The sequence below is a fragment of the Nonomuraea sp. NPDC049695 genome, from assembly GCF_040674955.1.
Taxonomy (GTDB): domain Bacteria; phylum Actinomycetota; class Actinomycetes; order Streptosporangiales; family Streptosporangiaceae; genus Nonomuraea; species Nonomuraea helvata.
Map to the genome: position 1 here is coordinate 59,616 of NZ_JBFANV010000047.1, position 23,446 is coordinate 83,061.

Genomic DNA, 23,446 nt, shown 5'->3' on the forward strand with positions numbered 1-23,446 from the left:
GGCGACCGTCCCCCAACACCCCGGATAGACGCAGCTGTTACCAGATTGTTTCATGATCGCGTACTTACGATCAAGGTAGATCAGCCTGCTCCGATGGCTATGAACGACACGTCGTCGCCCCTGGCCCGGCAGAGCGCCTCGGCCAGGCCGAGGCCACGGCGCAGGCCGTCGTGCAGGCCGACCATGACGGGCACGGCCGTCTCGTCGTTCACGGGGACGACGCTGGCGACGATCGCGGCGGTGCCGAGGCGGAGCAGGGCGGTGGCCAGGCCCAGCAGCTCGTCGGCGCCGACGGGGGCCATCTGGCCGGAGTCGCAGCTGGACAGGACGAGGTGGTGGGGGGCGCGGCGCAGGCGTTCGAGGTCGTAGCCGGTCAGGGGGCCGTCGTCGAGGTGGAGTGAGGAGAACAGCGGGCTGTCGGCCCGGAACGTGCCGTGCGCGGCCAGGTGGGCGAGCGGGCTGCCGTCGATGGCGGCCAGCACGTCAGGCGCGGTGGCCCGGCCTCCTGCCAGGACGGTGACCTCGCCGTACGGGGAGGCGACCTCGCCGTCCGCCCGGATCTCGGCGGCTTCCCCGTACAGGCGGGCGATCTGACGTATCTCGCCGTCGGCGTGGGGGACGCCGGGGCCGCGTACGAGGACGATGCGGCCGGCGTCGGGACGGCGGGCGGCCCTGGCGCGCAGCCACGCCCCCGCGGAGGGGGCGACGGTGAAGGGGCGGCGGCGCAGGGAGGGCAGCAGCGCCCAGGGGGTGGTGTGCAGGGTGCTCGGCGGCACGACGACCAGCGGCCCGTCGCCCAGCCGGTCGGCTGTCGGGCCGAGGAGCGCCTGTTGCAGGCGGGCGCCGAGGTCGTGGAGCTCGCGCTGGTCGGGATGGCGTTCGTAGGCGAGGCGGCGGAGCCTGGAGCGGGCGAACTCGACCTCGGCGACCGCCCGGTCCATCGGCCCCGCGATGTGGCGGCGCACGGTGCCGTCGCCGCAGACCAGCACGTGCAGGAAGCCGTCGATCACGACCAGCTCGACCAGCCGCCCCTCGCCCAGGTCCGCCAGGAGCCGCTCGGTCCGGTCGTCGTCGCGTTCCCTGCGCTCGCGGCCGCCGCGGGTGCGCAGCGTCGTCGCCCGTACGCGGGACTCCAGACGGCTCCTGTCACGCTCGAGGGCCGCGGCCGAGGCGGCGCCGTCCTGGCGAGCCTGGGCCAGCAGGTGCTCGGCCTGCCGCAGGGCGGCGAGCTGGGCGAGGAGCCGGTCGTCCTCGGGCGGGCTCACGGCGGGCACGGCGAGTTCGGTGGCCCGCCACCGCTCCGTCCAGGCCAGCAGGCGGCGCGGGCGCCCGGCGCGCAGGAGGTGCCGCTGGGCGAGCGTGACCAGCTCCGCGCCCTGGGCGGTGGCGAGCGCGCGTAACTCGGAGGAGCCGAACGTGAGGCGATGCTCCTCGATGAGCGCCAGGCCGGCGCGGCACGCGTGCAGCAGGCGGCGCGGCTCCCCTGCCGCCTCGGCCCTGAGTGCCTCCGCCAGCCAGCCGCCCACCCGGGTCGTGGCGGGCCCCTTGTGCCTGACGTCCGCCGCCCTGGCCAGGTGCCGCTCCGCCACGCCCGGCTTGCCCAGGACGAGCGCGACACGGCCCGCCAGCAGCTGCGCCTGCCAGACCTCAGGCGACCCCAGCCCCGCCAGCCGCCCGGCCACGCGCCGGGCCTCCCCCAGCAGCCTCCGCCACGCGGCACTATCTCCGGCCTGCGCGTCCGTCGAGGCTGTGCCTTCCGCCTGGGCGGCGTGTTCGGCTTGGAGGAGGATGAGGCGGGCGTGCTCGGACCACCAGGTACGGTGCTGGCGGGCGAACAGCCGCCGCGCCTCCCCCGCCCGTTCCATGGCCGTGACCGGGTCGGCGCTCTGGAGAGCGGCCCGGGCGGCGATGAGCAGGAGCTCCGCCCGCCGGGTCGCCTGCCCGCGCAGCCGCGCCAGCAGGCGCAGCCCGCCGTCGGCCTGCTCCAGGGCGTCCCGGGCGAGCCCTGCGGCGAGCAGGACCGCGCACCGGTCGGCGATCAGGTCGAACATCGGCGTGCCCAGCGCGCTGAAGCGCCGCTCCGCCTCCTCCAGCAGGTCCAGCGCCGCGGGCAGATCCCCGGTGCGGAAGGCCGCCACCCCGCGGTTCTGTACGGCCACGGCCGAGTCGTGCTCCTGCCGGGTCGTGGCCAGCATGTCGTGAGCCGTACGGAAGTCCGCCTCGGCCGGGGCGACCGCGCCCAGGGCCAGCTGGACGTGCCCGCGCAGGGTCAGCGCCCGCGCCGCCCACACCGTGTCGCGCGCCGCCAGCAGGGCGGGCACCGCGTCCCGCAGGTCCTCGAGGGCCTCCGCGTGCCGGCCCAGGATCCAGCGGGCCCCCGCGCGGCGGAACAGCACCCGCGCCCGCGTCGCCCCGCCGGACCGCGCCGCCGCCGAGTCGAGCGCCGACAGCCCCGCTCTGGTGCGCCCTGCGTGCAGCAGCGCGATGCCCAGCGTGGCCAGCACGTCCGCCTCGCGGTCGGCCGAGCCCGAACGCCGCGCCAGGCGTACGGCGTGCCGTAGCTCACGGATGGCCGCCTCGAGGTCGCCGAACTCGCGGTGCAGGATCCCGAGCGCCTGCCTGGCGATCGAGGACTCGTACGGCCCGCGCCCCTCGGCCAGCACCTCCTTGGCGGCGGCCAGGGCCTCCCGGGGTCTCGCGAAGACCATGGCCAGCAGGTCATGCGGATCTTCACGGGACACGAGTCGATCGTAGTCCCGCGGCTGTATCAGCCGGCCCTGTATCAGCCGGCCCTGTGGCCGCTCATACACACGTACACGCGAAGAGAGACGGAGAACATGGCCACATCGGACACCCGATTCTGGGAGCAGCTGGAGATCCTCAACGCCGCCCTGCCGCACGGCATGCGGGCGGCGGCGGGCCCGGAGGGGGCCGCGCCCGGCTCCGGCGTCCAGCCGCGCTTCGCCCACCTCGACGGCCACGTCCTGGTACGCGACGCCGACGCGGACCGGGCCGTCGCGGCCGTCCAGGGCCTGCTGCCTGGCCCCGACACGGTCCGCGTGACCGGGCCGAGGCACGCGGGCCGCGGCTCCGTACGCAGGCTCGCCGTCGGCTCCAGGGACCTCCACCGCACCGTCGAGCACCTGGCCGGCGAGAACATCGCGTCGAGCCTCGTCCACTTCGTGTCCGTCGCGGGCGTCAACCTCTGCCCGGGCGACGAGCCGGTCCCGAGCGCGGGACCGCTCAACCCGCCCCTGTCCGGCCGTGACCGGGGCGAGAACGTGACGGTGGCCGTCCTCGACACCGGCCTCGTCCACGACTACCTCGACCACCAGTGGCTGGCCCAGAGCTCGGGCGTCCCCGACATCCCCCTGGTGACCGGCGACGTCACGGCCCCCGGCGACGAGCTGGACGCCGACGGCCTCATCAAGCCGTACGTGGGCCACGGCACGTTCATCGCGGGCGTGCTGCGCTGCGTGGCCCCCGCCGCCGACGTGCGCGTCCACAACGTCTTCCCGTACGCGGGCGCCGCTCTGGAGGACGAGCTGGGCCAGACCCTGCTGCGGATCATGGACACCCACGGCTGGCCCGACATCATCTCCCTGTCGGCCGGCACGCGGACCGGGAACGCCGGCGAGCTGCTCGGCCTGGCCGCCTTCATGGACGAGCTGGCCGCCCACCCGGGCACCCTCCTGGTGGCCGCGGCGGGCAACGACGGCGAGACGCTGCCGTTCTGGCCGGCCGCGTACGCCGCGGAGCCGGTCAACGTCTCCGGCGACGTGGTGATCTCGGTGGGGGCGCTGCGCGAGGACGGGCTCGGCCGGGCCTGCTTCAGCAACCACGGGGACTGGGTCACGGTGTACGCGCCGGGCGAGCGCCTGGTCAACGCCTTCACCTCCGGCCCCTACCAGTACGGCTACCCGCACCGCACCACCTGCCGCTTCTCCGACCAGGGCCTCTACCCGGGCTGCACCTGCCTGGCGACGCTGCAGGACGGCGACAAGGCGACGTTCACCGGGCTGGCGGAGTGGAGCGGCACGTCGTTCGCCACGCCGATCGTGGCCGGGCTGGTCGCGGCGCGCATGTCGCAGGAGAAGGTGTCGTCGCGGGCGGCCGCGGCGGACCTCATGGCGGGGCGGCTGGCCGTACCGGATCTGAGTGGTTTGCTCAGATGACGGCGAGTTCGCGCTCTGGTGGCGGCGGGCCAAATATATTGGGCATCCCGCCCGAACCCAGGGAGCCGCCGCCGTGGACGACACCGCAGCTCTGGTCGTCGCTGCCGCGGACGGCGACGCGGGCGCGTGGAAGGAGCTCTACCAGCGTTTCAGCGGGCTGGTGTGGGCCGTGGCGCGGAGCTACCTCGTGAACGCCGCCGACGCGCAGGACGTGTGCCAGACGACCTGGTACCGCTTCGCCGAGCACCTGACCAGGCTCAGGGATCCCGCGCGGGCCGGTTCCTGGCTGGCCAGCACCGCCAGGCACGAGGCGCTGCGGGTCCTGCGCACCAGCGGCCGGGCCCTGCCGGTCGGGGACCTGGAGCTGCTCGGGATGGACGTCGACGAGCGCTCGCCCGAGCTGCTGCTGCTGGAGGCCGAGGAGGAGGACGAGCGGGCCGAGCGGGAGCGGGCGCTGTGGAGCGCGTTCGAGGAGCTGCCGGAGCGCTGCCGGCGGCTGCTGCGCGTCCTCATCGCCTCGCCGCGGCCGAGCTATCAGGAGATCGCGGACGGGCTGGACATGGCGGTCGGCAGCATCGGACCCAACCGGGGGCGGTGCCTCAAGCGGCTGGCCGCGCTGATGAACCGGCGCGGCGTGAGCGACATCCGGGGGTGAACGGCATGGACTCCATGGACGACCGCGAAATGGAGCTCGAGGAACGCCTCCGGGCCGCCGCCGAGCGGCTCGACCCGGTCCCGGCGGAGCTGTTCGAGGAGGCGATGCGGGCGTACGCGCTCAGGTCCCTGGACGCGGAGCTGGCCGAGCTGACGTTCGACTCGTGGGACGAGCTGTCGGCGACCCGGGTCCGGGGCGCCGGGCGGGCGCGGCTGCTGACGTTCGCGGCGGGCGAGGTGGTGGTCGAGCTGGAGGTGTCCGGGGGACGGCTGGTGGGGCGGCTGTCGGGTGGCGGGCCCGCGGACATCATGGTGCAGCGGCGCGACGGCGGTACGCGCGTGCGCGCCGACGAGCTGGGCCGGTTCACGACGGGCGAGCTGGCGCCGGGGCCGCTGCGGCTGCGGGTCAGCCCCGAGGGCGGCGGCCCGGTCGTGACCACCTGGATCCTGGTCTGACCCGTGGCCGCGGGCTCTAACCTGCCTGGCCGTACGCGGCGAGCTTGGCGGCCAGCGCCACCCGGGAGCCGATCCCGATCTTCAGGTAGATCTTGCCGATGTGGTACTCGACGGTCTTGACGCTGATGAGCAGCTCTCTGGCGATCTGCCGGTTCGTCAGGCCGCCGGCCACGAGCGTGGCGGTGCTGAGCTCCTGCGGCGTGAGGCCGAGCCGTACCGTGGCCGGGGATTCCAGCCCGCAGGCCTCCAGCTCGTGCGCGCAACGGCCCAGGAGCGGGCGCGCGCCCAGCCGTTCGAAGATGGCGCGGGCGGCGCCGAGCCGTTCCGCGGCTGCTCTGCGCCTGCCCGTGCGGCACAGCAGCCTGCCGAGATCGAGCAGCACGCGGGCCTCCTCCAGCGGCCTCGCCCCCTCCACCAACGCGAGCGCGCGGATGAAGCTCTCCTCCGCCCTGGCTGGAACGTTCCTGGCGGCGAGCAGGAGCCCGCCGAGCCTGAGCCGCTCCGCACCCGCCGCAACACCTAACCGAGGGCCCGCAGCGAGGCGCCGTCCGCCCACTGCGCGTCGTCGACCAGCACTACCAGCGGCCCCCGGCGCCTGGAGAGCGTCGATGACGTCGCAGACCACCTGCCCGGCGGCGCATGGATCCTCCGCCGCCTTCCTCGCCTCCCTGCCGACCCCGACCACCCGGGCCAGCTACACCGAGATCCTCACCCGCCTGACCGCCCCGGCCAGCGACCGGCCCGCCGCCGACCTCACCTGCGACGACTACGCCGGCGTCATGGACCGCTGGACGACCGCGGCCGCCGCCACCTGGAACCGGCACCTGTCAGGCGCGGCCAACCGCCCCTGCTACGTCCTACTCCTCCGGCTCCCAGGCGCGGAGCAGGTCGAGCAGCCCCGCGTCTCCGTCAACGTGCAAGGAGTCGGCCTGGATACGGTCGTACAAGTAGAGGACCAACTCACTGGCCGTGCCATGGATGGAGGCGCCGGCTGCGTCCGAGTCCTCGCCGGGCGCGGCGGTGGGCGCGGGGATGCGGGTGGAGCGTGCGCCGTCGCCGTCGACCGTGAGGCGCCAGGAGCGGCCCTCGGCGGTGTGGAAGTCGAAGGCCGTGGGCTTGTGCGGCCAGGCGCTGGGCGTCGCGACGCAGGTGAACAGGAACTCCTCGACACCGTCGAGGGCGACCTCGGCCGGCAGCGGCTGCGGGGCGCCCGCGGCGAGCTGGGCGTCGTAGGTGTGCACCGCGCTCTCCTGGACCCGGTGCCGGGCGACTCCGCCAGAGGTCCGCGGCGTCTGCAGGGCACTCCACCACGCCCAGCAGCCAGCGTCCGGGCCCGCCTCCCGCAGGGCGCTCAGCAGAAGCTGCGTCGACGCGGCCAGCCAGGCCAGCAGGGCCTCACGCTCCCGCGGCACTTCCAGAGCGGCGCGCGCAGCGGTGGCCTCGGCCGGGGGAGCGTCGGCAGGCCCCGCGCCGACGATGGCGGCCCAGAAACGGTCTCCCCCACCCAGGTGCTTCACCAGATCGAACAGCGTCCACTCGGGGCAGGTCGGCACCTGTGCGTCGAGACTGGGCGCGGCGGCGACCGCGGCGCGGAAGGCGGTCGACCGTTCATCGATCAGTCGCAGCAGGTCAGGGAACTCAAGATGCTTTTCCACGCCGAATGTCTATCACCGTGCTCCGGTGATCGGACAGCGATTTTCACAGTCGCCGCCGGTTGGCTGTTGCGGACGTCGTCCTCGCCTCCCACCGCTCGGGTGACAGGCTGCGCACTACTGCGAGGACGCTGGTGGTGGCGGTACGCCCGGCGTCGTGCCTGTGGGTGCTCTGGCCTCGCCGCGCGGCGGGGCACCTCGGCGACGTGACGTCCACCCGGTGCGCGCGGTCATGCTGCCGCTCGATGTGATGGACGCGGAGGTCACGACGGCGGGGGAGGACCGGTCGGGTCGGGAGTTCATGTCGCGCCAGGAGAACCGGCCGGGCCGGGTCCGGCGGGTCCAGCGCCGCTGGGCGCCGGCGGGGGCCGGGGACACCAGCCACCCGGCGACCCGAGCTTCCACCGCAAGGCATCGCTGTTGCAATGGAACAAACGTCACGAACTGGGAAGACAGTCATTTCAGCCATGCGAACCGTTGATAGCCGGAGGAGCCCCCGCCGGGGCTTCCGCGCGACTGGAAGCCCCGCACGTCCAGCGGAAGGGCACTCTTGCCGCCGTCCGGACAGGCTCCGGCCCCGCCTGCGGAGCTGACACGGCCGCCCCCAGGTTGTAACTTTCGGTGGTAGATGGCCGAGGATTTCGGCGTTATTTGGCCGGAGCAGACGCTCCACGCTGTACCGAGCTCTGGACGATGAGTCGTTTTCGCGGCCCGGACCTCGCGAAAGTCCCGAAACTATTGCTCACCGAGTTGGCTCGGTAGCGGGTGGTGTCGGCCCGGGCGCTGAGATGGATCTTGGCTCGCTCGGTTGATTTAGAGGAGATATGGAGCGGCACGACCTGTCGGAACGCGTTGATGATCGTTATCGCGCCGGACTTATCCCGCCGTGTTTGAGCCGAATCCAGGCTCCCGGCCCCCGATCGTCATGACGTCCCGGCCTGCTTGAATCTGGTCTGGCGCTAACGACTGTCCGCGCGTTCCTCGACCCCGGGTACACCGTCCTCGCGGACCGTAACCGGTACTCCTCGGACTTCTGGACCGGGGGGGTTACGTACATGGTGGTCGTCCGGTACCTCAACACCCTGCAACGAGCCGGTGGTGGACGTGCTGGGCAAGGTGCGGCGCCGCTACGACGAGGTGAGGGAGCTCTGCATCATGCCCGCGAGGGCGGAGTGACCTCCTGCCTGGCGCGCTCGGCCAGGTGAGAGCCTTCTCAATCGAAGGTTCAGAGCGGGTGGTCCCGAACCCTGGGGCCTTCCGTGCGGGGGACGCGCGATCAGCTCGGGTTTCGGGAGTGCTCGGTGGCCGACTGCGCTTCGGGACACATGAGGTAGTTGACGAGTGCGTTCTGGGCCGTGACCGTCACGTTGTTCCCACCGTCATCGTAATCGTTGCATTGGAGCTGCCCCGTGGATTGCGCTTTTACGGCACCGGTCTGCATGGCGGTGCCGAACTCTTGATTGTCGATGAAGCAGACCGGCTCAAGACCGCTGCCCTGGAACAGCTTCGCGATCACCACGACCGCACCGGCATCGGCCTCATCCTCATCGGCATGCCTGGCATCGTTCTCTCCCCGGTTCGGGTTTGTTGCAATCTGATCTTTCGTGGTCATCCTGAAACCCAGTGGGGCGAGGTCGCTCACCCGAGCCTTGGACCGAAGGCCAAGCCGGCTGGCCTTCGGCTCGGGCTTCAAGCATGGTGCTGAACGGGGTAGCTGGGTCGGCTTGTCAAGGCCGGTTGTTCTTGCCGTCCAGCCATAGCATGTCGGTCTCGTCGCGATGGGAACCCGAACTGCCGACGTGTTTGGCGTCGATCTTCGGACCCTTTTTGATCACATGCACCAACGCCATCGCGTATCCACGTCCAAGGTCGTAGTCCCGCTTCAGCCAGTCGACGATCGCTCCAGCTTTCGTGGACGGGTCGTCAAAGGCGCGCTCTTTCGCCAAAGCGATGAACTCACGTGGTGTCAGTCCGGTCTTGTCCTCGATGTTGTCGAGGTAGGCCTGGAACGACATGCGTTTCTCCGTTCTGTGGGGATCACTCTCGTGGCCGCCGACTCTGCAGCCTGGCGAGCAGCAAGCTTGTCTTTTGCAAGTGTGATTTGTCAACTGAAGTATGGGCTAAAATCTGCACCATGGCGTCTCGAGAGTACGGACAGTTCTGCGGCCTGGCCCGCGCGATGGAGATGGTCGGCGAACGATGGAGCATGCTGATCATCCGCAACCTGTTCGCCGGGCCCCAGCGCTTCACAGACCTGCGAAAAGGCTTGCCCGCCATCCCGACCAACATCCTTTCGGCCCGCCTCAAACAGCTCGAAGGGGCAGGCCTGGCCACCCGCCGCGCGCTGCCACATCCCGAACGCGCAGTCGTCTACGAGCTCACCGACTACGGACGCGATCTCGAATCGGCGCTGATCGCGCTGGGCCGCTGGGGCGCACGCACGATGATCGAACCTCGCCCCGGTGAAGTCATCACCGCCGAATCGATCGCCATGTCCTTCCGCACCACCTACCGGCCGGAGGCAGCCCAGAATGTCACCGTCGGTTACGAGGTCCGCATGGGCGACTTCACGCTCCGGCTGCAGATCACCGACGGGGAACTGACGGTCGGCACCGGCAAGCACCCCGCACCCGACCTTGTCATCGAACGGCTGACCGGCCACCCAATCCGCGAACTCATGAATGGCAGCAAGACCCCAGACGAAGTACTTCACGACGGCGGCGTGCGTGTGGAAGGTGATCCGGCGCTTCTCAGCCGGTTCGCCGAGATGTTCCACTTCTGATCAACAGACAGGTCATGCTGCCGTTCCGCCTTGCCCCTTGCTGAAGCCGCCAGGCGAGATTGGCCTCGGTGACGCCACTCTTTCCGGAGTGCCCGCGCACGATCCGCTCCGTCTGCTGGCGGTGGGTCTGTACGGTCACTGACTGGACACACCCGCTCCCGGCCAAATAGCGCAGGAAACCTCGGCCACTTACCGGCGAAAGTTACACCCAGGTCGAGCCCTGCCTGAGCAGCCGCCTCATCGGTGAGCCGGCGCAGGACGCCGAGCCTGAGCTGCCGTTCGCCCTCCTCGCCACTGGCGGCCAGCACCCGCACGCCCGTGTCCCCCATGAGGGCCCCCATGATGGCGTGGTGGACGAGCGCCGTCTTACCGATCCCCTCCGGCCCCTCGACCACCACCACCCTCCTGGCGGTCCCCGTGCGCGCCGCCCGCAGCTCCGCGCGCAGCAGGGCGAGCTCCGCCGTCCTGCCGACGAACATGAGCACTCCCCGCCCTCCCAGAGCGCGGGCAACGGCACCTGATACACCGCCGCGCGAAGCCGCGCGTCCGGGTTCAGGCTCACCGCGACCACAACCGCCGTCACATGTGGCCGACCCGCCCCCAGGCGGCGGTGGCGTCGTCATGCCGCTTGCCCCGTACCGGTCCCCGGGTCCTCTCGAGCTCCCGTACCGCCCGGATCACCGCCTCCGGCCCCTTCCCCTCCAGGGCCGCCACGAGGTCGCCCCAGCTCCACCCGTACCACTCGACGAGCCGCGACACCCCGTCGGTGAGCACCCCCACCCCGCGCACGTCCGCCACGGCGCCACACACCCCTTGCCGGGCCGCCTCGGGGCGGCTGCCCGCCACCCAGAATCCGCCGGGCGCGTTGCGCATCCGCCGCACCAGCTCCACCGTGTACGGCCGTCCGCCCGGCAGCCCCTCGAGCCGGTCGTCGCTCACCACCCGGACCCCGCCGTCCGCCAGCGCGAAGACGACCGGCGCGTCCCCCAGAACGAGGTACTCCACACGACCTTCGACGCTGCGCACCATGGCCACCGTCGCGGACGGCGAGTCGGGATTTCCGAGGTCGCAAGCATCGGAGTGCGCCGCGACGGTCGCCTCGATGGCCGCCTCCAGAATGCCGGACAACGACGTCTCCGACCGCGACAGCTCCGCCGCCAGCGCGCCCCCGAGCCGCCCCACCAACCACGGCACGTCATGCACGCACCCGCTGTCCACCCCGGCCGCCGCCGTGGCCCCGTCGAGCACGACGATCCACGACGGCCCCGCGATCACCAGGTCCTCGTTGGGCCGGTCGGATCCGGGCCTGCTGGCGTGGGCAACCTCCGCGAACATGAGAGCGACTGTGCCACACCAGCGTCCACCGCCACGCCCCATCGCGTGCGATTCGCCCTACGACGGCCACCTCCCACGCCGGCAGCCGGCCCTCAGCCAGACCGTCCAGGACGGCAAATCGATTCACCCAACGCGTTCCGCAGTCGCCCGCAGGGCGCACATCAGGTGGTCGCGGTGCTCCTACTCGTCGTCATAGCCGCCTCCTCAGCCCGCAGGGCGCACAAGGCAGCCGGTGCGGAGGCCTCGGTCGGCCCACCACCTCGTCGGTCAAGGGGTGGGCCGCCTTTGGTGCGCCTAGACGATGACGAGGTCGCGGGGCGTGTTGTTGAGGCGTTCCGCGCCCCCCTCCGTGCACACCACGATGTCCTCGATACGGGCCCCGTGCCGGCCGGGCAGGTAGATCCCCGGCTCCACCGAGAACGCGAAGCCCGGCTCCATCGGCGCCCCGTTGCCGGAGACGATGTAAGGCTCCTCGTGCGTCTCGATCCCGATCCCGTGCCCGGTCCGGTGGATGAAGTAGTCGCCGTAGCCCGCCTCGGCGATGATGTCGCGGGCGGCCGCGTCGATCGACTCGCACGACACCCCCGGCCGCACCGCCGCGCAGGCCGCGTCCTGCGCCCGGCGCAGGACCTCGTAGTACGCGGCGAAGTCCGCGGGCGGCTCCCCGACGCTGTACGTGCGCGTCGAGTCCGAGCAGTAGCCGTTGTGCAGCTGGCCGCCGATGTCGACCACGACCGGCTCGCCCGCCTGGATCACCCGGTCGGACACGTCGTGGTGCGGGCTGGCGCCGTTCGGCCCCGAGGCGACGATGACGAAGTCGACCGTCGCGTGGCCCGTCGCCAGGATCGCCTCGGCGATGTCCCTGCCGACCTCGCGCTCCGTGCGCCCGGCCCGAAGAAACTCCGGCACACGCCGGTGCACCGCGTCGATCGCCTCCCCGGCCTCGCGCAGCGCCGCCACCTCCGCGGCCGACTTGCGCATGCGCAGCTCGCGCAGCACGGTGCCGGCCAGCACCTGCTCGGCCTCCGGCAGCACCTCGCGGAAGCGGAGCGACGACATGGCCCACATGCGGTCGGCCAGGCCCACCTTGCCGACCTTCCCGAGCCGGGCGGCCACCACGGCGTACGGGTCGTCGGTCTCGTCCCACGCCACGAACTCCAGCCCCAGCCGCGAGGCGGGCGACGCCTGCGCGGCGGGCAGCTCCAAGCGGGGCACCATCATGTACGCCTCGCCGGAGGCGGGCACCACAAGACACGTCAGCCGCTCCAGCGGCTTGGCCTCATATCCGCTCACATAACGCAGATCGGGCCCGGGGGTCAGCAGCAGGGCGTCGACACCGGCCTTGGCGGTGGCCTCCTGAACGGCGGCGAGACGGGACACGGGATACAAGTCTGAGGACGTCACAGCCCATAATCTACTCGGACCCCGGCCCCTAAAATCCGCGAAAAGCTCTCACAACACGGCAGCCCATCACTACACTCCGTTCATAGTTGATCACGTAGTGTGGGGTCAATTGTCCAGTTCGACTGCACTTGAGAGTGAGACCATGGTCGACGTCATAGGCGCGGCCGAGCTGCTCAGCCACGACAACCACGACAGCCGCGACAGCGACGCAGAAAAGCTCGCCGCCCGGCTGGCGCACGCCCAGCGGCTCGGCAACATGGGCTGGGCGGAGTGGCACATGCACTCCGGCGAGACGATCTGGTCCGACCAGGTGTACCTGATCTTCGGCCGCGACCCGGCCGACGGCCCGATCGCCCTGCCCGACCTGGCCAAACACGTCGAACACGACGACGTCGGCACGCTCAGCCGGCTCCTGTGGTCGGCCGTGGAAGGCGTCGAGCCGGTCCAGGCGGAGTTCCGCATCCGGCGTGGAGGTGAGCTGCGCGACCTGCGCGTCGTGCTCGAGCCGCTCATGGCCCCCGGCGGCCCCGTGGGCCTGCACGGCGTCATCCAGGACATCACCGGCCGCCGCCGCGCCGAGCGCATGATGTCGGAGTCGCGCCGCCAGCTCCTGGAGGCCCGCGAGCAGGCCGCCGTGGAACGCCACGTCATACTCGCCCTGCGCGAGGCCATCCTCCCCGACTCCGCCGAAGGCCTCGACCTGCCGCACGCCAACGTCGCGGTCCGGTACGTGCCCGCCGAGAAGACCGCGAACCTGGGCGGCGACTGGTTCGAGGCCGCCCCGGCCCACGACGGACGGCTGCTGCTGGCCATCGGCGACGTCTCCGGCCACGGCCTGCCCGCCATCGCGCGCATGGCCCAGCTCCGCCACGCCCTCGTCGGCCTGGCCATGACCGGCCAGCCCGCGCACCGGCTCCTGGCCTGGCTGAACGACCTCGTCCTGCACCAGCTCAAGGAGACCACCGCCACCGCGATCATCGGCCACCTCGACCCGGAGACGCGCGTGCTCGCCTGGGGTCAGGCGGGCAACCTGGCGCCCATCCTCGTGCGCGACGGGGTCGCCAGCCAGCTCGCCCAGCCGCGCGGCGTGCTGCTCGGCGCCGCTTCCGAGCGCCCGTACGAGCTGGCGACCACCCGCCTGCTGCCCGGGGACCTGCTGCTGATGTTCACCGACGGGCTGGTCGAGCGGCGCACCCGCGACATCGACGTCGGCCTCGACCTGGTCCTGGCGGCCGCCCGCGACGTGCCCGCCCGTGACCTGGACGCCGGGCTCGACCACCTCCTCGCCGACATCGGCGGACCGAATCCCGAGGACGACGCCTGCCTGCTGGCGGTGGCCATACCCGGGCAGACCGGGTAACGGCTCGTCAGGGGTGCGACCATAGACGCGTGCTGATGCTTCTCGACACCCCATCGCTCTACTTCCGCGCCTTCTACGGCGTGCCGGAGTCGATCAAGGCCCCCGACGGTTCCCCCGTCAACGCCGTACGCGGCCTCATCGACATGATCGCCACCCTCGTCCGCCAGCACTCCCCCACCGCGCTGGCGGCCACCATGGACGCCGACTGGCGGCCGGCCTTCCGCGTCCAGGCGATCCCGACGTACAAGGCGCACCGCGTCGCCCAGGGCGACGCCGAAGAGGTGCCGGAGGCGCTCGTCCCGCAGATCGCGGTCATCCAGGACGTGCTCGACGCCGTCGGCATCGCCCGCCTGGAGTCGCCCGGCTACGAGGCCGACGACGTGATCGGCACCCTCACCCACCAGGCCACGGGCGCCGTCGACATCGTGACCGGCGACCGCGACCTGTTCCAGCTCGTCGACGACGCCCGCCCCGTACGCGTCCTCTACACCGCCCGCGGCATCCGCAACCTGCAGATCGTGGACGAGGCGTTCGTCACCGCCAAATACGGCATCCCCGGCCGGTCCTACGCCGACTTCGCCACCCTGCGCGGCGACCCCAGCGACGGCCTGCCCGGCGTCCCCGGCGTCGGCGAGAAGACCGCCGCCGCCCTCATCACCCGCTTCGGCTCGCTCGACGCCCTGCTCGAAGCCCTCGACGCGGGCGCCACCGACGGCTTCCCCGCGGGCAGCCGCACCCGGCTGGCCGCCGCCCGCGACTACCTGAGCGCCGCCCCCGCCGTCGTCGAGGTGGCCCCCGACGCGCCGCTGCCGCCGGCCGACCTCACCCTGCCCGCCAAGCCGCGCGACCCGGAGGCGCTGGTGCGGCTCGCCGACCGGTACGGCCTGGACAGCCCGCTCAACCGCCTCCTCGACGCGCTCGGCGCCACGTCCTGAGGCCCCACCGGGGGCCTAGCGGGCGGCGAGGAAGGCGTGGACGGCATCCTGCGCGGCCTCGCGCAGGCGGGCGTGCACGAGCGCGTTCTCCTCGCGGTCGGTGCGCACCTCCACCACGCGCGGCCCCTCCCCGCGCAGCGCCTTGGGCAGGTCGCTGACGTCCTCCAGGAGCCGGTACGGCGTGCCCGTCGCGGCCGCCACATAGGCGAGGTCCACCCCGTGCGGCGTGCCGAACACCCGCTCGAACGGGTCGCGCACCGCCGCCTGGGGCAGCAGGGAGAAGATGCCGCCGCCGTCGTTGTTGACGACCACGAAGCACAGGTCGGGCCGGGGCTCGCGCGGCCCGAGGATCAGCCCGTTCTGGTCGTGCAGGAACGACAGGTCGCCGATCAGCGCGTACGAGGGCCCGTTGTGCGCCAGTGCCGCCCCCATCGCCGCGGACACCACCCCGTCGATGCCCGAGGCGCCCCGGCCGGCCATCAGCCTGATGCCGCGCCGCGGCCGCATCGCCTGGTCCAGGTCGCGGATCGGCATCGAGGAGCCGCAGAACAGCAGCGCGCCGTTCGGCAGCGAGTCGACCAGGTCTCTCGCCAGGCGCGGCTCGCTCGTGCCTGACACGTCCAGCACCGCGTCCATCACCGACCTGACCGCCAGGTCGGCCTGCCGCCAGGCGTGCAGCCACGAGTCGTCGCCGGCGGCGACCGGGATCTCCACGGCCTGCGCCACCTGCGTGGCCGAGCGGGTCGGGTCGGGCCAGCGGCCCAGGTCGGGCGAGACCACGATGTGCTCTTCCGCCCGCTTCAGCCACGACAGCAGCGGCCTGGACAGCCCCGGCCGCCCGAGCGTCACGACCACGTCGGGCCGGTGCGTGTCGGCGAACTCCGGCGTGCCCAGCAGGTAGTGGTAGGTCGAGATGGCGTGGTCGCCGTAGCGGCCGCCGCCGTTGGGCTCCGACAGCACCGGCCAGCCCGCCATGCCGGCCGCTGCCACGTACCGGCGCACGTTGGGCGCGCCGTCGCCGACGACCAGCACGCCGCGCCTGGTCGGCGGGAGGTGCAGGGCGACCGGCGGGGGCGCGACCCTGACCCGCACCCACGGGCCGTTCGCGCCGCCGTCGAGCGGCTCGCACCACGAGGTGTCGCCGTCGGGGATCAGCGGCTCCCTGAAGGCCAGGTTCAGGTGGACGGGGCCGGGGTCGGACGGGCCCATGGCGCGCTGGTAGGCGCGGCAGGCCAGCGAACGCCAGTAGGCCACCTGCCCGGGACGGTCCTCGGGCACCCCGACCTCGGCGAACCACCGGGCCGCTGTGCCGAACAGCTTGATCTGGTCGATCGTCTGGTTCGCGCCGGTGCCGCGCAGCTCGGGCGGCCGGTCGGCGGTCAGCACCAGCAGCGGAACGCCCGACTCGCCCGCCTCGATCACGGCCGGGTGGAAGTTCGCCACGGCTGTGCCGGACGAGCAGATGAGCGCCACGGGCCGCTCGGAGCGCTTGGCCAGCCCCAGCGCCAGGAACGACGCCGACCGTTCGTCGATGCGTACGTGAAGGCGCACCCGCGACTCGGCGTGCAGGGCCAGTGCAAGGGGGGCGGAGCGCGAGCCGGGCGCCAGCACCACGTCGGTCAGGCCGCAGCGCACCAGCTCGTCGACCAGCACCGTGGCCAGCGCGGTAGCGGGGTTCAAAGTGACGCCTCCTGCATCCGGCGAAGCCACTGGGGAGATTCAATCTCAAAAGCCGACAAATGCTGAAAATCGACTGAGGGGCGCCGGACCGCCAGACGCCCGTCCACGGGCGTCAGCGAATCGTCCACGACGTCGCCCGCCAGCAACGCCATCGTGCCGAGACCGCACGCGTACGGCAACGACGGCAGCGCCGCCGCCAGCGCCAGCCCCGCCGCCAGCCCCACGGACGTCTCCACGGCGCTGGAGACCACCGCGGGCAGCCCGCACGCCTCCACCACCCGCAGCGCGCCGCGCACGCCGCCGAGCGGCTGCACCTTGACCACCGCGATGTCGGCCGCCTCCGCCGCCCGCACCCGCAACGGGTCCTCGGCCCTGCGGATGGACTCGTCGGCCGCGATCGGCACGTCGCACGCCCGCCGCACCGCCGCCAGCTCCTCCAGCGTGGCGCACGGCTGCTCGGCGTATTCCAGGTCGAACCGGTCGAGCCGCTTCAGCCGCCGCACCGCCTCGTCGACGTCCCACGCGCCGTTGGCGTCGACCCGCAGCCGCCCGCCCGGCCCCAGCGCGTCGCGCACGGCCTCCACCCTGGCCACGTCGTCGTCGAACGTCTGACCGCGCTCGGCCACCTTCACCTTGGCCGTGCCGCACCCCGACCGCCGGACGATCTCGTACGCCTGCTCGGGCCCCACCGCGGGCACGGTCGCGTTGACGGGGACGCTGTCGCGCACCGCCGCGGGCCACCCCTCGAACGCCGCCTCACGGGCGCAGGCCAGCCATCGGGCGCACTCGCGCGGGCCGTACTCGGGGAACGGGGAGAACTCCCCCCACCCCGCGGGACCGTGCAGCAGCACGCCTTCCCTGACGGTCTGCCCACGGAATCGAGTGCGCATGGGGATGCGGAAGACCACGGGAGAACGCGTCACGACCCTCCCTGCGCCTCAATCCGACCTGTCGCCACTAACCTTACGAGCATGTGGAGGAACCCGTCGCATCCGGACCGTCCGCTGCATGCCATTGTGCAGCCTCCCGGCCCCGCCCTGTTCAGGGCCGTTCGCGACGCGCTGTCGGGCGAGGGGCCGGCCGTCCTCCCCCTGACGCCCGGCCACTCCGAGGCCGCCGTCACCGCGCTGCGTCCCACCCACGTCGACGGCGCGCCCCAGAGCGACGGCTGGGGTGTCCCCGACGACGTGGCGGTCGTGATCGCCACCAGCGGCAGCACCGGCGCGCCCAAGGGCGTGCTGCTCTCCACCACCGCGCTGCGTGCCTCCGCCGCGGCCTCCCTGCGCCGCCTGGAGGCCTCCAAGGGCGAGCGCTGGCTGTGCTGCCTGCCCGTCTCCCACGTCTCCGGCCTCCAGGTCCTGGTACGCGCCCTGCTGTCGGAGAGCGAGCCGATCATCCACGCCAGGTTCGACCCGCACGAGGTCCTTCGCTCGGGAGCCCACCACGTCTCCCTCGTCCCCACCCAGCTCCACCGGCTGGTCGAGCTGGGGGCGGACCTGTCGGTGTTCCGCACGATCCTGCTCGGCGGCGCGGCTCCCCGCCCTGGCCTGGTGGAGCAGGCCCGTGACCTCGGCGCCCGGGTCGTGACGACGTACGGGATGAGCGAGACCAGCGGCGGCTGCGTGTACGACGGCCGGCCCCTTTACAATGTAGATCTCAAGATCGGCGAGGACGGCCTGATCAGGATCGCCGGGCCTGTGCTGTTCTCGGGCTACCGCTTCAGTGAGCCGGATAATGCTCCGTTCGACGGCGACTGGTTCCGCACCTCCGACCTGGGCGAGCTGACCGGCGGGCGGCTCCGCGTGCTGGGCAGGGCCGACGATGTGATCAACACCGGCGGCGAGAAGGTCGTGGCCGACGCCGTGGCCACGGTGCTCTGCACCCACCCCGAGGTGGCCGACGCCGCCGTGATCGGCACGCCGGACCCGGAATGGGGCGAGCTGGTCACGGCCGTCGTGGTCCCCGCCAACCCCGACACACCCCCGACGCTTCCACAATTGCGGGCGTACTGCCGCGATAGGCTCCCCCCTCACGCCGCTCCCCGCGATCTTCGCCTGGTACCCCAGCTCCCGCTGCTGCCGAACGGTAAGACCGATTTGGTACGGCTTCGGGCAGGAACCTGATGAGTTGCGGCTGCGTCAAATTGGGGAGAAGGAGGGAGCCTTCATGGACCAGACCCGCAAGATGTGGGCATCCGCGGCAGTCGTCGGCGTGATTGTCGCCGGAGGCGCCTCGATCGCGGCGGCCGCCTCCGCGGGCAAGCTCGACCAGGTCGCGAAGGAGACCAGAGCCGTGGTGGAGAAGGCGTCACCGTTCCCGACGACCAGCGAGGACGACGTCGTGGTCTCCCACGACGTCAACCCCGACCCGCGCGCCGTCATCGACTACTGGACGGACCAGCGCATGCAGGACGCCCAGCCGATGCCCATGCCGGTGGTCTCGGCCGGAGAGGTCGAGGTCCGGGAATAAGACTCAGGGGGGAGGGGCGGTTCGGCCCTATGGGCGATCCGCCCCTTTTTCGTCCCCCCGGGAACAAATGACGGCGATTGGCGTTATTGATACTGGTGCGCCGTGCGGACAGACAGAGGCCGCCCCACCACAACCTGCCTGATCGCTTCGACTCCGTACGGAGGAGGTGTCCTCATGCCCAGAACCGCCGTAGCGACCCCACCTACGACTCTCGACCAGCTCATTGAACGAGGGCGAGCCCAGGGTCACCTTTCTCTGGCGGAACTGCGTGACGCGTTCACGGAGGCCGGCATCAGCCCTTCTGAAGGCCGCACGATCCTGCGCGAGCTTTCGGAGAGCGGCGTGAGCCTGGCCGCCGAGAACGAGCCGTCTCTCAGCAAGACCGCCCCCAAGAAGGCCTCCAGGAAGCCTGCGCGTGCAAAGACTACCGGCCGCAAGGCAGCCGAGGCAAAAACCGTCACCGCAGCCGCCGCCAGGGCCGTGACCCCGTCCGAGCCCAAGCCGGAGCACGAGGAGGACGTCCCCGACGACCTCGCGATGAGCGCCGAGGAAGTCGATCTCGACAACGAGCAGATCGACCTGGACGACACCCAGTCGGTCATGGGCGACTCCGTGCACACCTACCTCAAGTCCATCGGCCGGCGCACGCTGCTCACGGCGGCGCAGGAGGTGGAGCTGGCCCGGCGCATCGAGGCGGGCCTGTACGCCGAGTACAAGCTGGAGACCGACCCGGACCTGTCCCCCTCCTACCGGGAGGACCTGCTCCTCGTGGTCGAGGACGGCAAGCAGGCCAAGGACCACATGCTGGAGGCCAACCTCCGGCTCGTGGTGTCGGTCGCCAAGAAGTACACCGACCGCGGCATGTCGCTGCTGGACGTGGTCCAGGAGGGCAACCTGGGCCTGATCAGGGCCGTGGAGAAGTTCGACTACACCAAGGGCTTCAAGTTCTCCACCTATGCCATGTGGTGGATCAGGCAGGCCATCCAGCGCGGCTTCGCCGACTCGGCCCGTACGATCCGGCTGCCCGTGCACGTGCTGGAGATGCTGTCCAAGCTGTCGCGCATCGAGCGTGACATGCACCAGCGGCTGGGGCGCGAACCCACGCCCGAGGAACTGGCCATCGAGCTCGACAAGACGCCGGACCAGATCGAGGAGCTGCTGCGGACGAGCCGCCAGCCGATCTCGCTCAACGCGACGATCGGCGAGGACGGGGAGACCACCATCGGCGACCTCATCGAGGACGTGGACTCGCCGGAGGCCTCGGAGATCGTCGACCGCCAGCTGCTGGGCGACCAGCTGCGTGGCGTCCTCGACAACCTCTCGCCCCGGGAGTCGAAGATCATGGCTCTCCGCTTCGGCCTGGTGGACGGCAAGCCGCACACGCTGGACGAGATCGGCAAGCACCTGGGGCTGACCCGGGAGCGGATCCGCCAGCTGGAGAAGGAGTCCCTCTCCAAGCTCCGCCACCCGAGCAACACCCGTCCGCTGCTCGACTGGGCCAGCTGACAACCTGGGGAAGCCCCGGCACAACGAGGGAGGATGTGCCGGGGCTTCGCCCTGTCTGCTTCCAGCACACCCGCGCCGCCCGGCGTTGACCCGGCGGCCGTGCCGGACGCTCACATGCCGTCGCGTCGGGCCCGGGGCGCACGCGCCATCGGCTCCACCGAACGCACCCGCCTTTCCAGGCGCCGCGTCGGCGAGACGCGCGACGGAGGGAGCCGGCGCAACACGAACGGCGCCCGGCCTCCGACCGGCCAGCCGCCCAGACAGAGCGCCGCGGCCCATATCTACGGGCCGCAGGACGCCCACAGCAACCGGGCCCCGTGAAGGGCTCTTGTGAAACCTTGGGGTCAGTGGCTCGCGGGCACCGGCCTGGGCACGCGCGGGATCCCCCACATCCGGTTGTCCTCGCGCAGCGTGCGCAGCCGATCGACCTCCGCCGTCCACATGGACCCGTCAGGCGTCGCCTTGGCCTTGCGGCGCGCGATCCGGTTGTCGTAAGCCTTCACCCCGAACGTGGCCCGCTGCCCCGCCTCGGCGGCCCGCAGCGCGTCCGTCAGCGTCCGGTCGAACTCCCGCCCGGCCGCCAGCAGCTCGATCTCGTCGACCGCGGCGGCCCGCAGCTCGCGCAGCGTCTGCTCGGCCTGACGGGCCTTCTCGAGCAACTCGGGGTAGCTCTTGGAGATCTCCTGGTCCGCGTGGTAGCGAACCTCGGCCTCACGGCTCACCCGCGGACGGAAAAACGCCATCGACCCTGCCCCTTCAACAGCCGGTACTCATACAACCGCCAAGGGTACGCCGTCCCGCGACACGGCGGGAAATCGGCCCGGCGCAGGGCCCTTTACGAAGTAAGATGATCTCCATGCCCGCCAAGAGACCGCCCGTCCCGCTCTCCCGCGAGCGCATCATCGAGGCCGCGCTCCACATCGCCGACAGCCAGGGCCTGCGCAGGCTCACCATGCGGCGCCTGGGCGACGCCCTGCAGGTGGAGGCCATGGCCATCTACCACCACCTGCCCAGGGGCAAGGAGGCGCTGATGGACGCCCTGGCCGAGCACGTGACCACGGTCCACGTCGAGCAGCAGTCCACGTGGCAGGAGACGGCCAAGGCCTGGTGCAGGGCGGAGCGGGAGCTGCTACGCGACCATCCGGGCGTACTCGCACTAGCCCTGACGAAGCCCCCCAAAGGCGCTACAACCCTCGCCATCCGGGAGCAGACGGAGCAACTCACCGAAGGCGGTCTGCCTGAGGCCGCGGAGGCCGTACGGGCGCTGCGGGCCTTCGTCTTCGGGAGCGTGGCCGTCGAGGTGCAGCAGTCAGGCTGGGCCGATCCCGAAGTTGACGAGTGGGTCAGGCGTGACGAAAGAGCCGATGTGGATTTCGAGCGCGGGCTCGACGCTCTGCTCAAGGGATTGCAAACGTAGTGCGCGTGTCGCGCTTGGCCCGTTATCCTGCATAAGGCACGCTGTGTCGAAGGTCACACGACCGGGCAAATCACCCGTAACGGGTCCCAACGGGCTATGCCCGAGAGTGTGACAGATGTCGCACAATTACCAGAACAACTACCCGAGCCGGCTCCCGACCCTCCAAACGGGAGCGTCCCACGAGATATCGGAGGCACGCCGATGTGCCCGCACGACCCGGCCTGTCCGGACGCCGAGGCGCCTGACCGCGACAAGGCACGCACTCTCGCCTGCCACCCCGAGCAGGGGTGGAGCTTGCTCTGCAACGGCGTCGTCCTGTTCGAGGACACCGGGGAGCTTCTTCCCAGCGGCGCCGCCATCGAACCGCACCGGCCCGTCGTCGGCGCCGCGTGACCTACGCGTAGTGGACGATCCACTCCGCCACGACCTCGCCCACCCGGGCGGGGTCCTTTTTCAGATCATGGCCCTCCCCCGGCAGCACCACCAGGCGCGCGGCGTCCGCGGCGTCCGGCACGCCGAACGGGTCCCGGTCCCCGTTGACCACCAGCACGTCCACCCCGGCACCGCGTAGCTCGTCGGCCCTGGAGCGTTCCGGCTTCCCCGGCGGGTGCAGCGGAAAGGCCAGCGCCACCACCGCGGCCGCGCCGACCGCCCTGGCCGTGCGGCAGGCCACCCGCGCCCCGTTGCTCCGCCCGCCCTGCACGACAGGCAGTCCGGGCCGGCGCGTACGCAGCTCCTTCAGGACGATCTCCCAGGCCTCGTCCTGCCTGGCGGCCGAGCCCGGCGCCCGCGCCCCCGCCACTCTGAACGCCTGCGTCACCCTCGCCACGCTGACCCCCGCCTTCAGGGCGGCATCCCGTACGGCCAGCAGGTCGACGGCGTCCACTCCCCCGGACGACCCGTGGGTGAGCACCAGCAGCAGCCGCGGATCCGCGACCTCGTCCATGTGGACGAGTGCCGGCCCTCGCGGGGTCATGACCTCCATGGCAGCACCGTACCTGGGGAGGATGCCGCATTAGCTCTCAGGTCGGATGACGGCGCGCCGAACGCGATGAATGATTACTCTCATGCCAGACACGCGCCCTATCCGGGATGAGCTGCGCGCCACCCTGGAGGCCCGCCGCGATCTCGGGCCCGAGTACGAAACCGCGCTCGTCGAGTCGTTCGTGGAGCGCCTCGACGCCACCATCTCCGCCCGCGTACGGGCCGAACTTGACTACCACGGCGCCACACCGCGCAAGAAGAGCACCCCGGGCCGCGCGATGATCCCGATCGCGCTGGGCTCGATGGGCATCGGCATCCCGCTGACGGCCGTCGCGGCGGGTTACGCGGGGCTGACGGGGCTGACCATCACGTGGATCGCGATCGTGATCATCAACGTGGCCGCCGCCGGGGCGGTCATGCGCCGTAACTGATCCGTGCGGGCACTCGGCGGGGGTCACGGGAGTGCCGCCCGCAGTGCTCCGCACGTGGCCAGGCGTGTCTCCGCGCCACGCTGCGCTGGCGGCGCGGAGACACGCCTGGGGCTGCTCCAAGGCATGGCGGGAAACTCCAGACCTGGCCCCGGTTCGGGGCCGAGCAGTTCGGGGCCGAGCAGTTCGGGGCCGAGCAGTTCGGGGCC

25 protein-coding genes are annotated in these 23,446 nt (G+C 71.7%); 13 read left to right on the plus strand and 12 right to left on the minus strand.

What is annotated here, in order from left to right; all coding sequences use genetic code 11:
* Positions 1-80 precede the first annotated feature (80 nt).
* A complete protein-coding gene (locus AB0J64_RS33380; RefSeq protein WP_364035844.1) occupies positions 81-2,741 on the minus strand; it encodes a CHAT domain-containing tetratricopeptide repeat protein in 2,661 nt (886 codons plus the stop codon).
* A 96-nt stretch (positions 2,742-2,837) separates the two neighbouring features.
* Here AB0J64_RS33380 and AB0J64_RS33385 point away from each other — a divergent pair, with 96 nt between their 5' ends.
* The 3 genes from AB0J64_RS33385 to AB0J64_RS33395 all read left to right on the plus strand — a co-directional run bounded on the left by AB0J64_RS33385 (position 2,838) and on the right by AB0J64_RS33395 (position 5,285).
* Positions 2,838-4,175, plus strand: coding sequence for a S8/S53 family peptidase (locus tag AB0J64_RS33385; protein ID WP_364035847.1), 1,338 nt, complete (start codon positions 2,838-2,840; stop codon positions 4,173-4,175).
* A 73-nt stretch (positions 4,176-4,248) separates the two neighbouring features.
* Entirely contained in the window at positions 4,249-4,830 is a 582-nt protein-coding gene (locus AB0J64_RS33390) for a sigma-70 family RNA polymerase sigma factor (RefSeq protein WP_364035850.1), read from the plus strand.
* Between the two features lie 5 nt (positions 4,831-4,835).
* Positions 4,836-5,285, plus strand: coding sequence for a carboxypeptidase-like regulatory domain-containing protein (locus AB0J64_RS33395; RefSeq protein WP_364035853.1), 450 nt, complete (start codon positions 4,836-4,838; stop codon positions 5,283-5,285).
* A 16-nt stretch (positions 5,286-5,301) separates the two neighbouring features.
* On the opposite strand, the gene AB0J64_RS33400 is transcribed toward AB0J64_RS33395, so the two are convergent.
* Together AB0J64_RS33400 and AB0J64_RS33405 are read right to left on the minus strand one after the other, a co-directional pair.
* On the minus strand, positions 5,302-5,841 hold the full coding sequence (locus tag AB0J64_RS33400; RefSeq protein WP_364035856.1) for a LuxR C-terminal-related transcriptional regulator: 540 nt from the start codon (positions 5,839-5,841) through the stop codon (positions 5,302-5,304).
* Between the two features lie 301 nt (positions 5,842-6,142).
* Entirely contained in the window at positions 6,143-6,940 is a 798-nt protein-coding gene (locus AB0J64_RS33405; RefSeq protein ID WP_364035858.1) for a maleylpyruvate isomerase family mycothiol-dependent enzyme, read from the minus strand.
* Positions 6,941-8,231: 1,291 nt separating this feature from the next.
* Here AB0J64_RS33405 and AB0J64_RS33410 point away from each other — a divergent pair.
* Positions 8,232-8,642: an AAA family ATPase gene (locus AB0J64_RS33410; RefSeq protein ID WP_364035861.1), complete on the plus strand. Its 411-nt coding sequence runs from the start codon at positions 8,232-8,234 to the stop codon at positions 8,640-8,642.
* A 22-nt stretch (positions 8,643-8,664) separates the two neighbouring features.
* Here the strand turns inward: AB0J64_RS33410 and AB0J64_RS33415 are convergent, their stop codons facing one another.
* Entirely contained in the window at positions 8,665-8,952 is a 288-nt protein-coding gene (locus AB0J64_RS33415; protein ID WP_364035864.1) for a DUF4287 domain-containing protein, read from the minus strand.
* Between the two features lie 119 nt (positions 8,953-9,071).
* Between AB0J64_RS33415 and AB0J64_RS33420 the strand changes: the two genes are divergently transcribed.
* Positions 9,072-9,719: a helix-turn-helix domain-containing protein gene (locus AB0J64_RS33420; RefSeq protein ID WP_364035867.1), complete on the plus strand. Its 648-nt coding sequence runs from the start codon at positions 9,072-9,074 to the stop codon at positions 9,717-9,719.
* Here the strand turns inward: AB0J64_RS33420 and AB0J64_RS33425 are convergent.
* The 3 genes from AB0J64_RS33425 to AB0J64_RS33435 form a co-directional block, all read right to left on the minus strand.
* On the minus strand, positions 9,647-10,342 hold the full coding sequence (locus AB0J64_RS33425) for an AAA family ATPase (protein ID WP_364035870.1): 696 nt from the start codon (positions 10,340-10,342) through the stop codon (positions 9,647-9,649). The genes AB0J64_RS33420 and AB0J64_RS33425 overlap by 73 nt on opposite strands.
* Entirely contained in the window at positions 10,299-11,054 is a 756-nt protein-coding gene (locus AB0J64_RS33430) for a protein phosphatase 2C domain-containing protein (protein WP_364035873.1), read from the minus strand. The genes AB0J64_RS33425 and AB0J64_RS33430 overlap by 44 nt, the downstream gene beginning before the upstream one ends.
* Positions 11,055-11,348: 294 nt before the next feature.
* Positions 11,349-12,458: a Xaa-Pro peptidase family protein gene (locus AB0J64_RS33435; RefSeq protein ID WP_364035876.1), complete on the minus strand. Its 1,110-nt coding sequence runs from the start codon at positions 12,456-12,458 to the stop codon at positions 11,349-11,351.
* A 142-nt stretch (positions 12,459-12,600) separates the two neighbouring features.
* Here AB0J64_RS33435 and AB0J64_RS33440 point away from each other — a divergent pair, with 142 nt between their 5' ends.
* Complete coding sequence (locus AB0J64_RS33440) at positions 12,601-13,818, plus strand: SpoIIE family protein phosphatase (protein ID WP_364035879.1); 1,218 nt, start codon at positions 12,601-12,603, stop codon at positions 13,816-13,818.
* Positions 13,819-13,853: 35 nt separating this feature from the next.
* Positions 13,854-14,753, plus strand: a complete 900-nt coding sequence (locus AB0J64_RS33445; RefSeq protein ID WP_364035910.1) for a 5'-3' exonuclease H3TH domain-containing protein — start codon at positions 13,854-13,856, stop codon at positions 14,751-14,753.
* A gap of 15 nt (positions 14,754-14,768) precedes the next feature.
* Here AB0J64_RS33445 and menD read toward each other — a convergent pair whose 3' ends face one another.
* Positions 14,769-16,433: a 2-succinyl-5-enolpyruvyl-6-hydroxy-3-cyclohexene-1-carboxylic-acid synthase gene (gene menD / locus AB0J64_RS33450; RefSeq protein ID WP_364035881.1), complete on the minus strand. Its 1,665-nt coding sequence runs from the start codon at positions 16,431-16,433 to the stop codon at positions 14,769-14,771.
* Positions 16,430-17,356, minus strand: coding sequence for an o-succinylbenzoate synthase (locus tag AB0J64_RS33455; RefSeq protein ID WP_364035882.1), 927 nt, complete (start codon positions 17,354-17,356; stop codon positions 16,430-16,432). Before AB0J64_RS33455 ends, menD begins: the two co-directional genes overlap by 4 nt.
* 48 nt (positions 17,357-17,404) lie before the next feature.
* Here AB0J64_RS33455 and AB0J64_RS33460 point away from each other — a divergent pair, with 48 nt between their 5' ends.
* From AB0J64_RS33460 to AB0J64_RS33470, 3 genes are all read left to right on the plus strand, one after another.
* Positions 17,405-18,556 (plus strand): AMP-binding protein, encoded by a 1,152-nt coding sequence (locus AB0J64_RS33460; RefSeq protein ID WP_364035883.1) that lies wholly within the window; start codon positions 17,405-17,407, stop codon positions 18,554-18,556.
* A 43-nt stretch (positions 18,557-18,599) separates the two neighbouring features.
* A complete protein-coding gene (locus tag AB0J64_RS33465; RefSeq protein ID WP_364035884.1) occupies positions 18,600-18,902 on the plus strand; it encodes a hypothetical protein in 303 nt (100 codons plus the stop codon).
* 174 nt (positions 18,903-19,076) lie between these two features.
* Positions 19,077-20,408, plus strand: a complete 1,332-nt coding sequence (locus AB0J64_RS33470) for an RNA polymerase sigma factor (protein ID WP_364035886.1) — start codon at positions 19,077-19,079, stop codon at positions 20,406-20,408.
* Between the two features lie 344 nt (positions 20,409-20,752).
* Here AB0J64_RS33470 and AB0J64_RS33475 read toward each other — a convergent pair whose 3' ends face one another.
* Positions 20,753-21,151, minus strand: a complete 399-nt coding sequence (locus tag AB0J64_RS33475; protein WP_364035888.1) for a hypothetical protein — start codon at positions 21,149-21,151, stop codon at positions 20,753-20,755.
* A 113-nt stretch (positions 21,152-21,264) separates the two neighbouring features.
* Here AB0J64_RS33475 and AB0J64_RS33480 point away from each other — a divergent pair, with 113 nt between their 5' ends.
* Entirely contained in the window at positions 21,265-21,825 is a 561-nt protein-coding gene (locus tag AB0J64_RS33480) for a TetR/AcrR family transcriptional regulator C-terminal domain-containing protein (protein WP_364035890.1), read from the plus strand.
* 201 nt (positions 21,826-22,026) lie between these two features.
* Positions 22,027-22,218, plus strand: a complete 192-nt coding sequence (locus AB0J64_RS33485) for a DUF5999 family protein (RefSeq protein ID WP_364035892.1) — start codon at positions 22,027-22,029, stop codon at positions 22,216-22,218.
* 1 nt (position 22,219) lies between these two features.
* Here AB0J64_RS33485 and AB0J64_RS33490 read toward each other — a convergent pair whose 3' ends face one another.
* Positions 22,220-22,810, minus strand: a complete 591-nt coding sequence (locus AB0J64_RS33490; protein ID WP_364035895.1) for an alpha/beta family hydrolase — start codon at positions 22,808-22,810, stop codon at positions 22,220-22,222.
* Positions 22,811-22,892: 82 nt separating this feature from the next.
* Here AB0J64_RS33490 and AB0J64_RS33495 point away from each other — a divergent pair, with 82 nt between their 5' ends.
* Positions 22,893-23,240, plus strand: coding sequence for a hypothetical protein (locus AB0J64_RS33495; RefSeq protein ID WP_364035898.1), 348 nt, complete (start codon positions 22,893-22,895; stop codon positions 23,238-23,240).
* Positions 23,241-23,263: 23 nt separating this feature from the next.
* On the opposite strand, the gene AB0J64_RS33500 is transcribed toward AB0J64_RS33495, so the two are convergent.
* Positions 23,264-23,446: hypothetical protein (locus AB0J64_RS33500; protein ID WP_364035901.1), on the minus strand; the 183-nt coding region annotated here is incomplete at its 5' end.

Coding starts and splice junctions, on each gene's coding strand:
- AB0J64_RS33385 (WP_364035847.1), top strand. CDS start 2,838: ATGGCCACATCGGACACCCGATTCTGGGAGCAGCTGGAGATCCTCAAC.
- AB0J64_RS33395 (WP_364035853.1), top strand. CDS start 4,836: ATGGACTCCATGGACGACCGCGAAATGGAGCTCGAGGAACGCCTCCGG.
- AB0J64_RS33415 (WP_364035864.1), bottom strand. CDS start 8,952: ATGTCGTTCCAGGCCTACCTCGACAACATCGAGGACAAGACCGGACTG.
- AB0J64_RS33420 (WP_364035867.1), top strand. CDS start 9,072: ATGGCGTCTCGAGAGTACGGACAGTTCTGCGGCCTGGCCCGCGCGATG.
- AB0J64_RS33425 (WP_364035870.1), bottom strand. CDS start 10,342: ATGACGACGCCACCGCCGCCTGGGGGCGGGTCGGCCACATGTGACGGC.
- AB0J64_RS33430 (WP_364035873.1), bottom strand. CDS start 11,054: ATGTTCGCGGAGGTTGCCCACGCCAGCAGGCCCGGATCCGACCGGCCC.
- AB0J64_RS33440 (WP_364035879.1), top strand. CDS start 12,601: ATGGTCGACGTCATAGGCGCGGCCGAGCTGCTCAGCCACGACAACCAC.
- AB0J64_RS33445 (WP_364035910.1), top strand. CDS start 13,854: ATGCTTCTCGACACCCCATCGCTCTACTTCCGCGCCTTCTACGGCGTG.
- AB0J64_RS33460 (WP_364035883.1), top strand. CDS start 17,405: ATGTGGAGGAACCCGTCGCATCCGGACCGTCCGCTGCATGCCATTGTG.
- AB0J64_RS33465 (WP_364035884.1), top strand. CDS start 18,600: ATGGACCAGACCCGCAAGATGTGGGCATCCGCGGCAGTCGTCGGCGTG.
- AB0J64_RS33470 (WP_364035886.1), top strand. CDS start 19,077: ATGCCCAGAACCGCCGTAGCGACCCCACCTACGACTCTCGACCAGCTC.
- AB0J64_RS33475 (WP_364035888.1), bottom strand. CDS start 21,151: ATGGCGTTTTTCCGTCCGCGGGTGAGCCGTGAGGCCGAGGTTCGCTAC.
- AB0J64_RS33480 (WP_364035890.1), top strand. CDS start 21,265: ATGCCCGCCAAGAGACCGCCCGTCCCGCTCTCCCGCGAGCGCATCATC.
- AB0J64_RS33485 (WP_364035892.1), top strand. CDS start 22,027: ATGTGCCCGCACGACCCGGCCTGTCCGGACGCCGAGGCGCCTGACCGC.
- AB0J64_RS33490 (WP_364035895.1), bottom strand. CDS start 22,810: ATGGAGGTCATGACCCCGCGAGGGCCGGCACTCGTCCACATGGACGAG.
- AB0J64_RS33495 (WP_364035898.1), top strand. CDS start 22,893: ATGCCAGACACGCGCCCTATCCGGGATGAGCTGCGCGCCACCCTGGAG.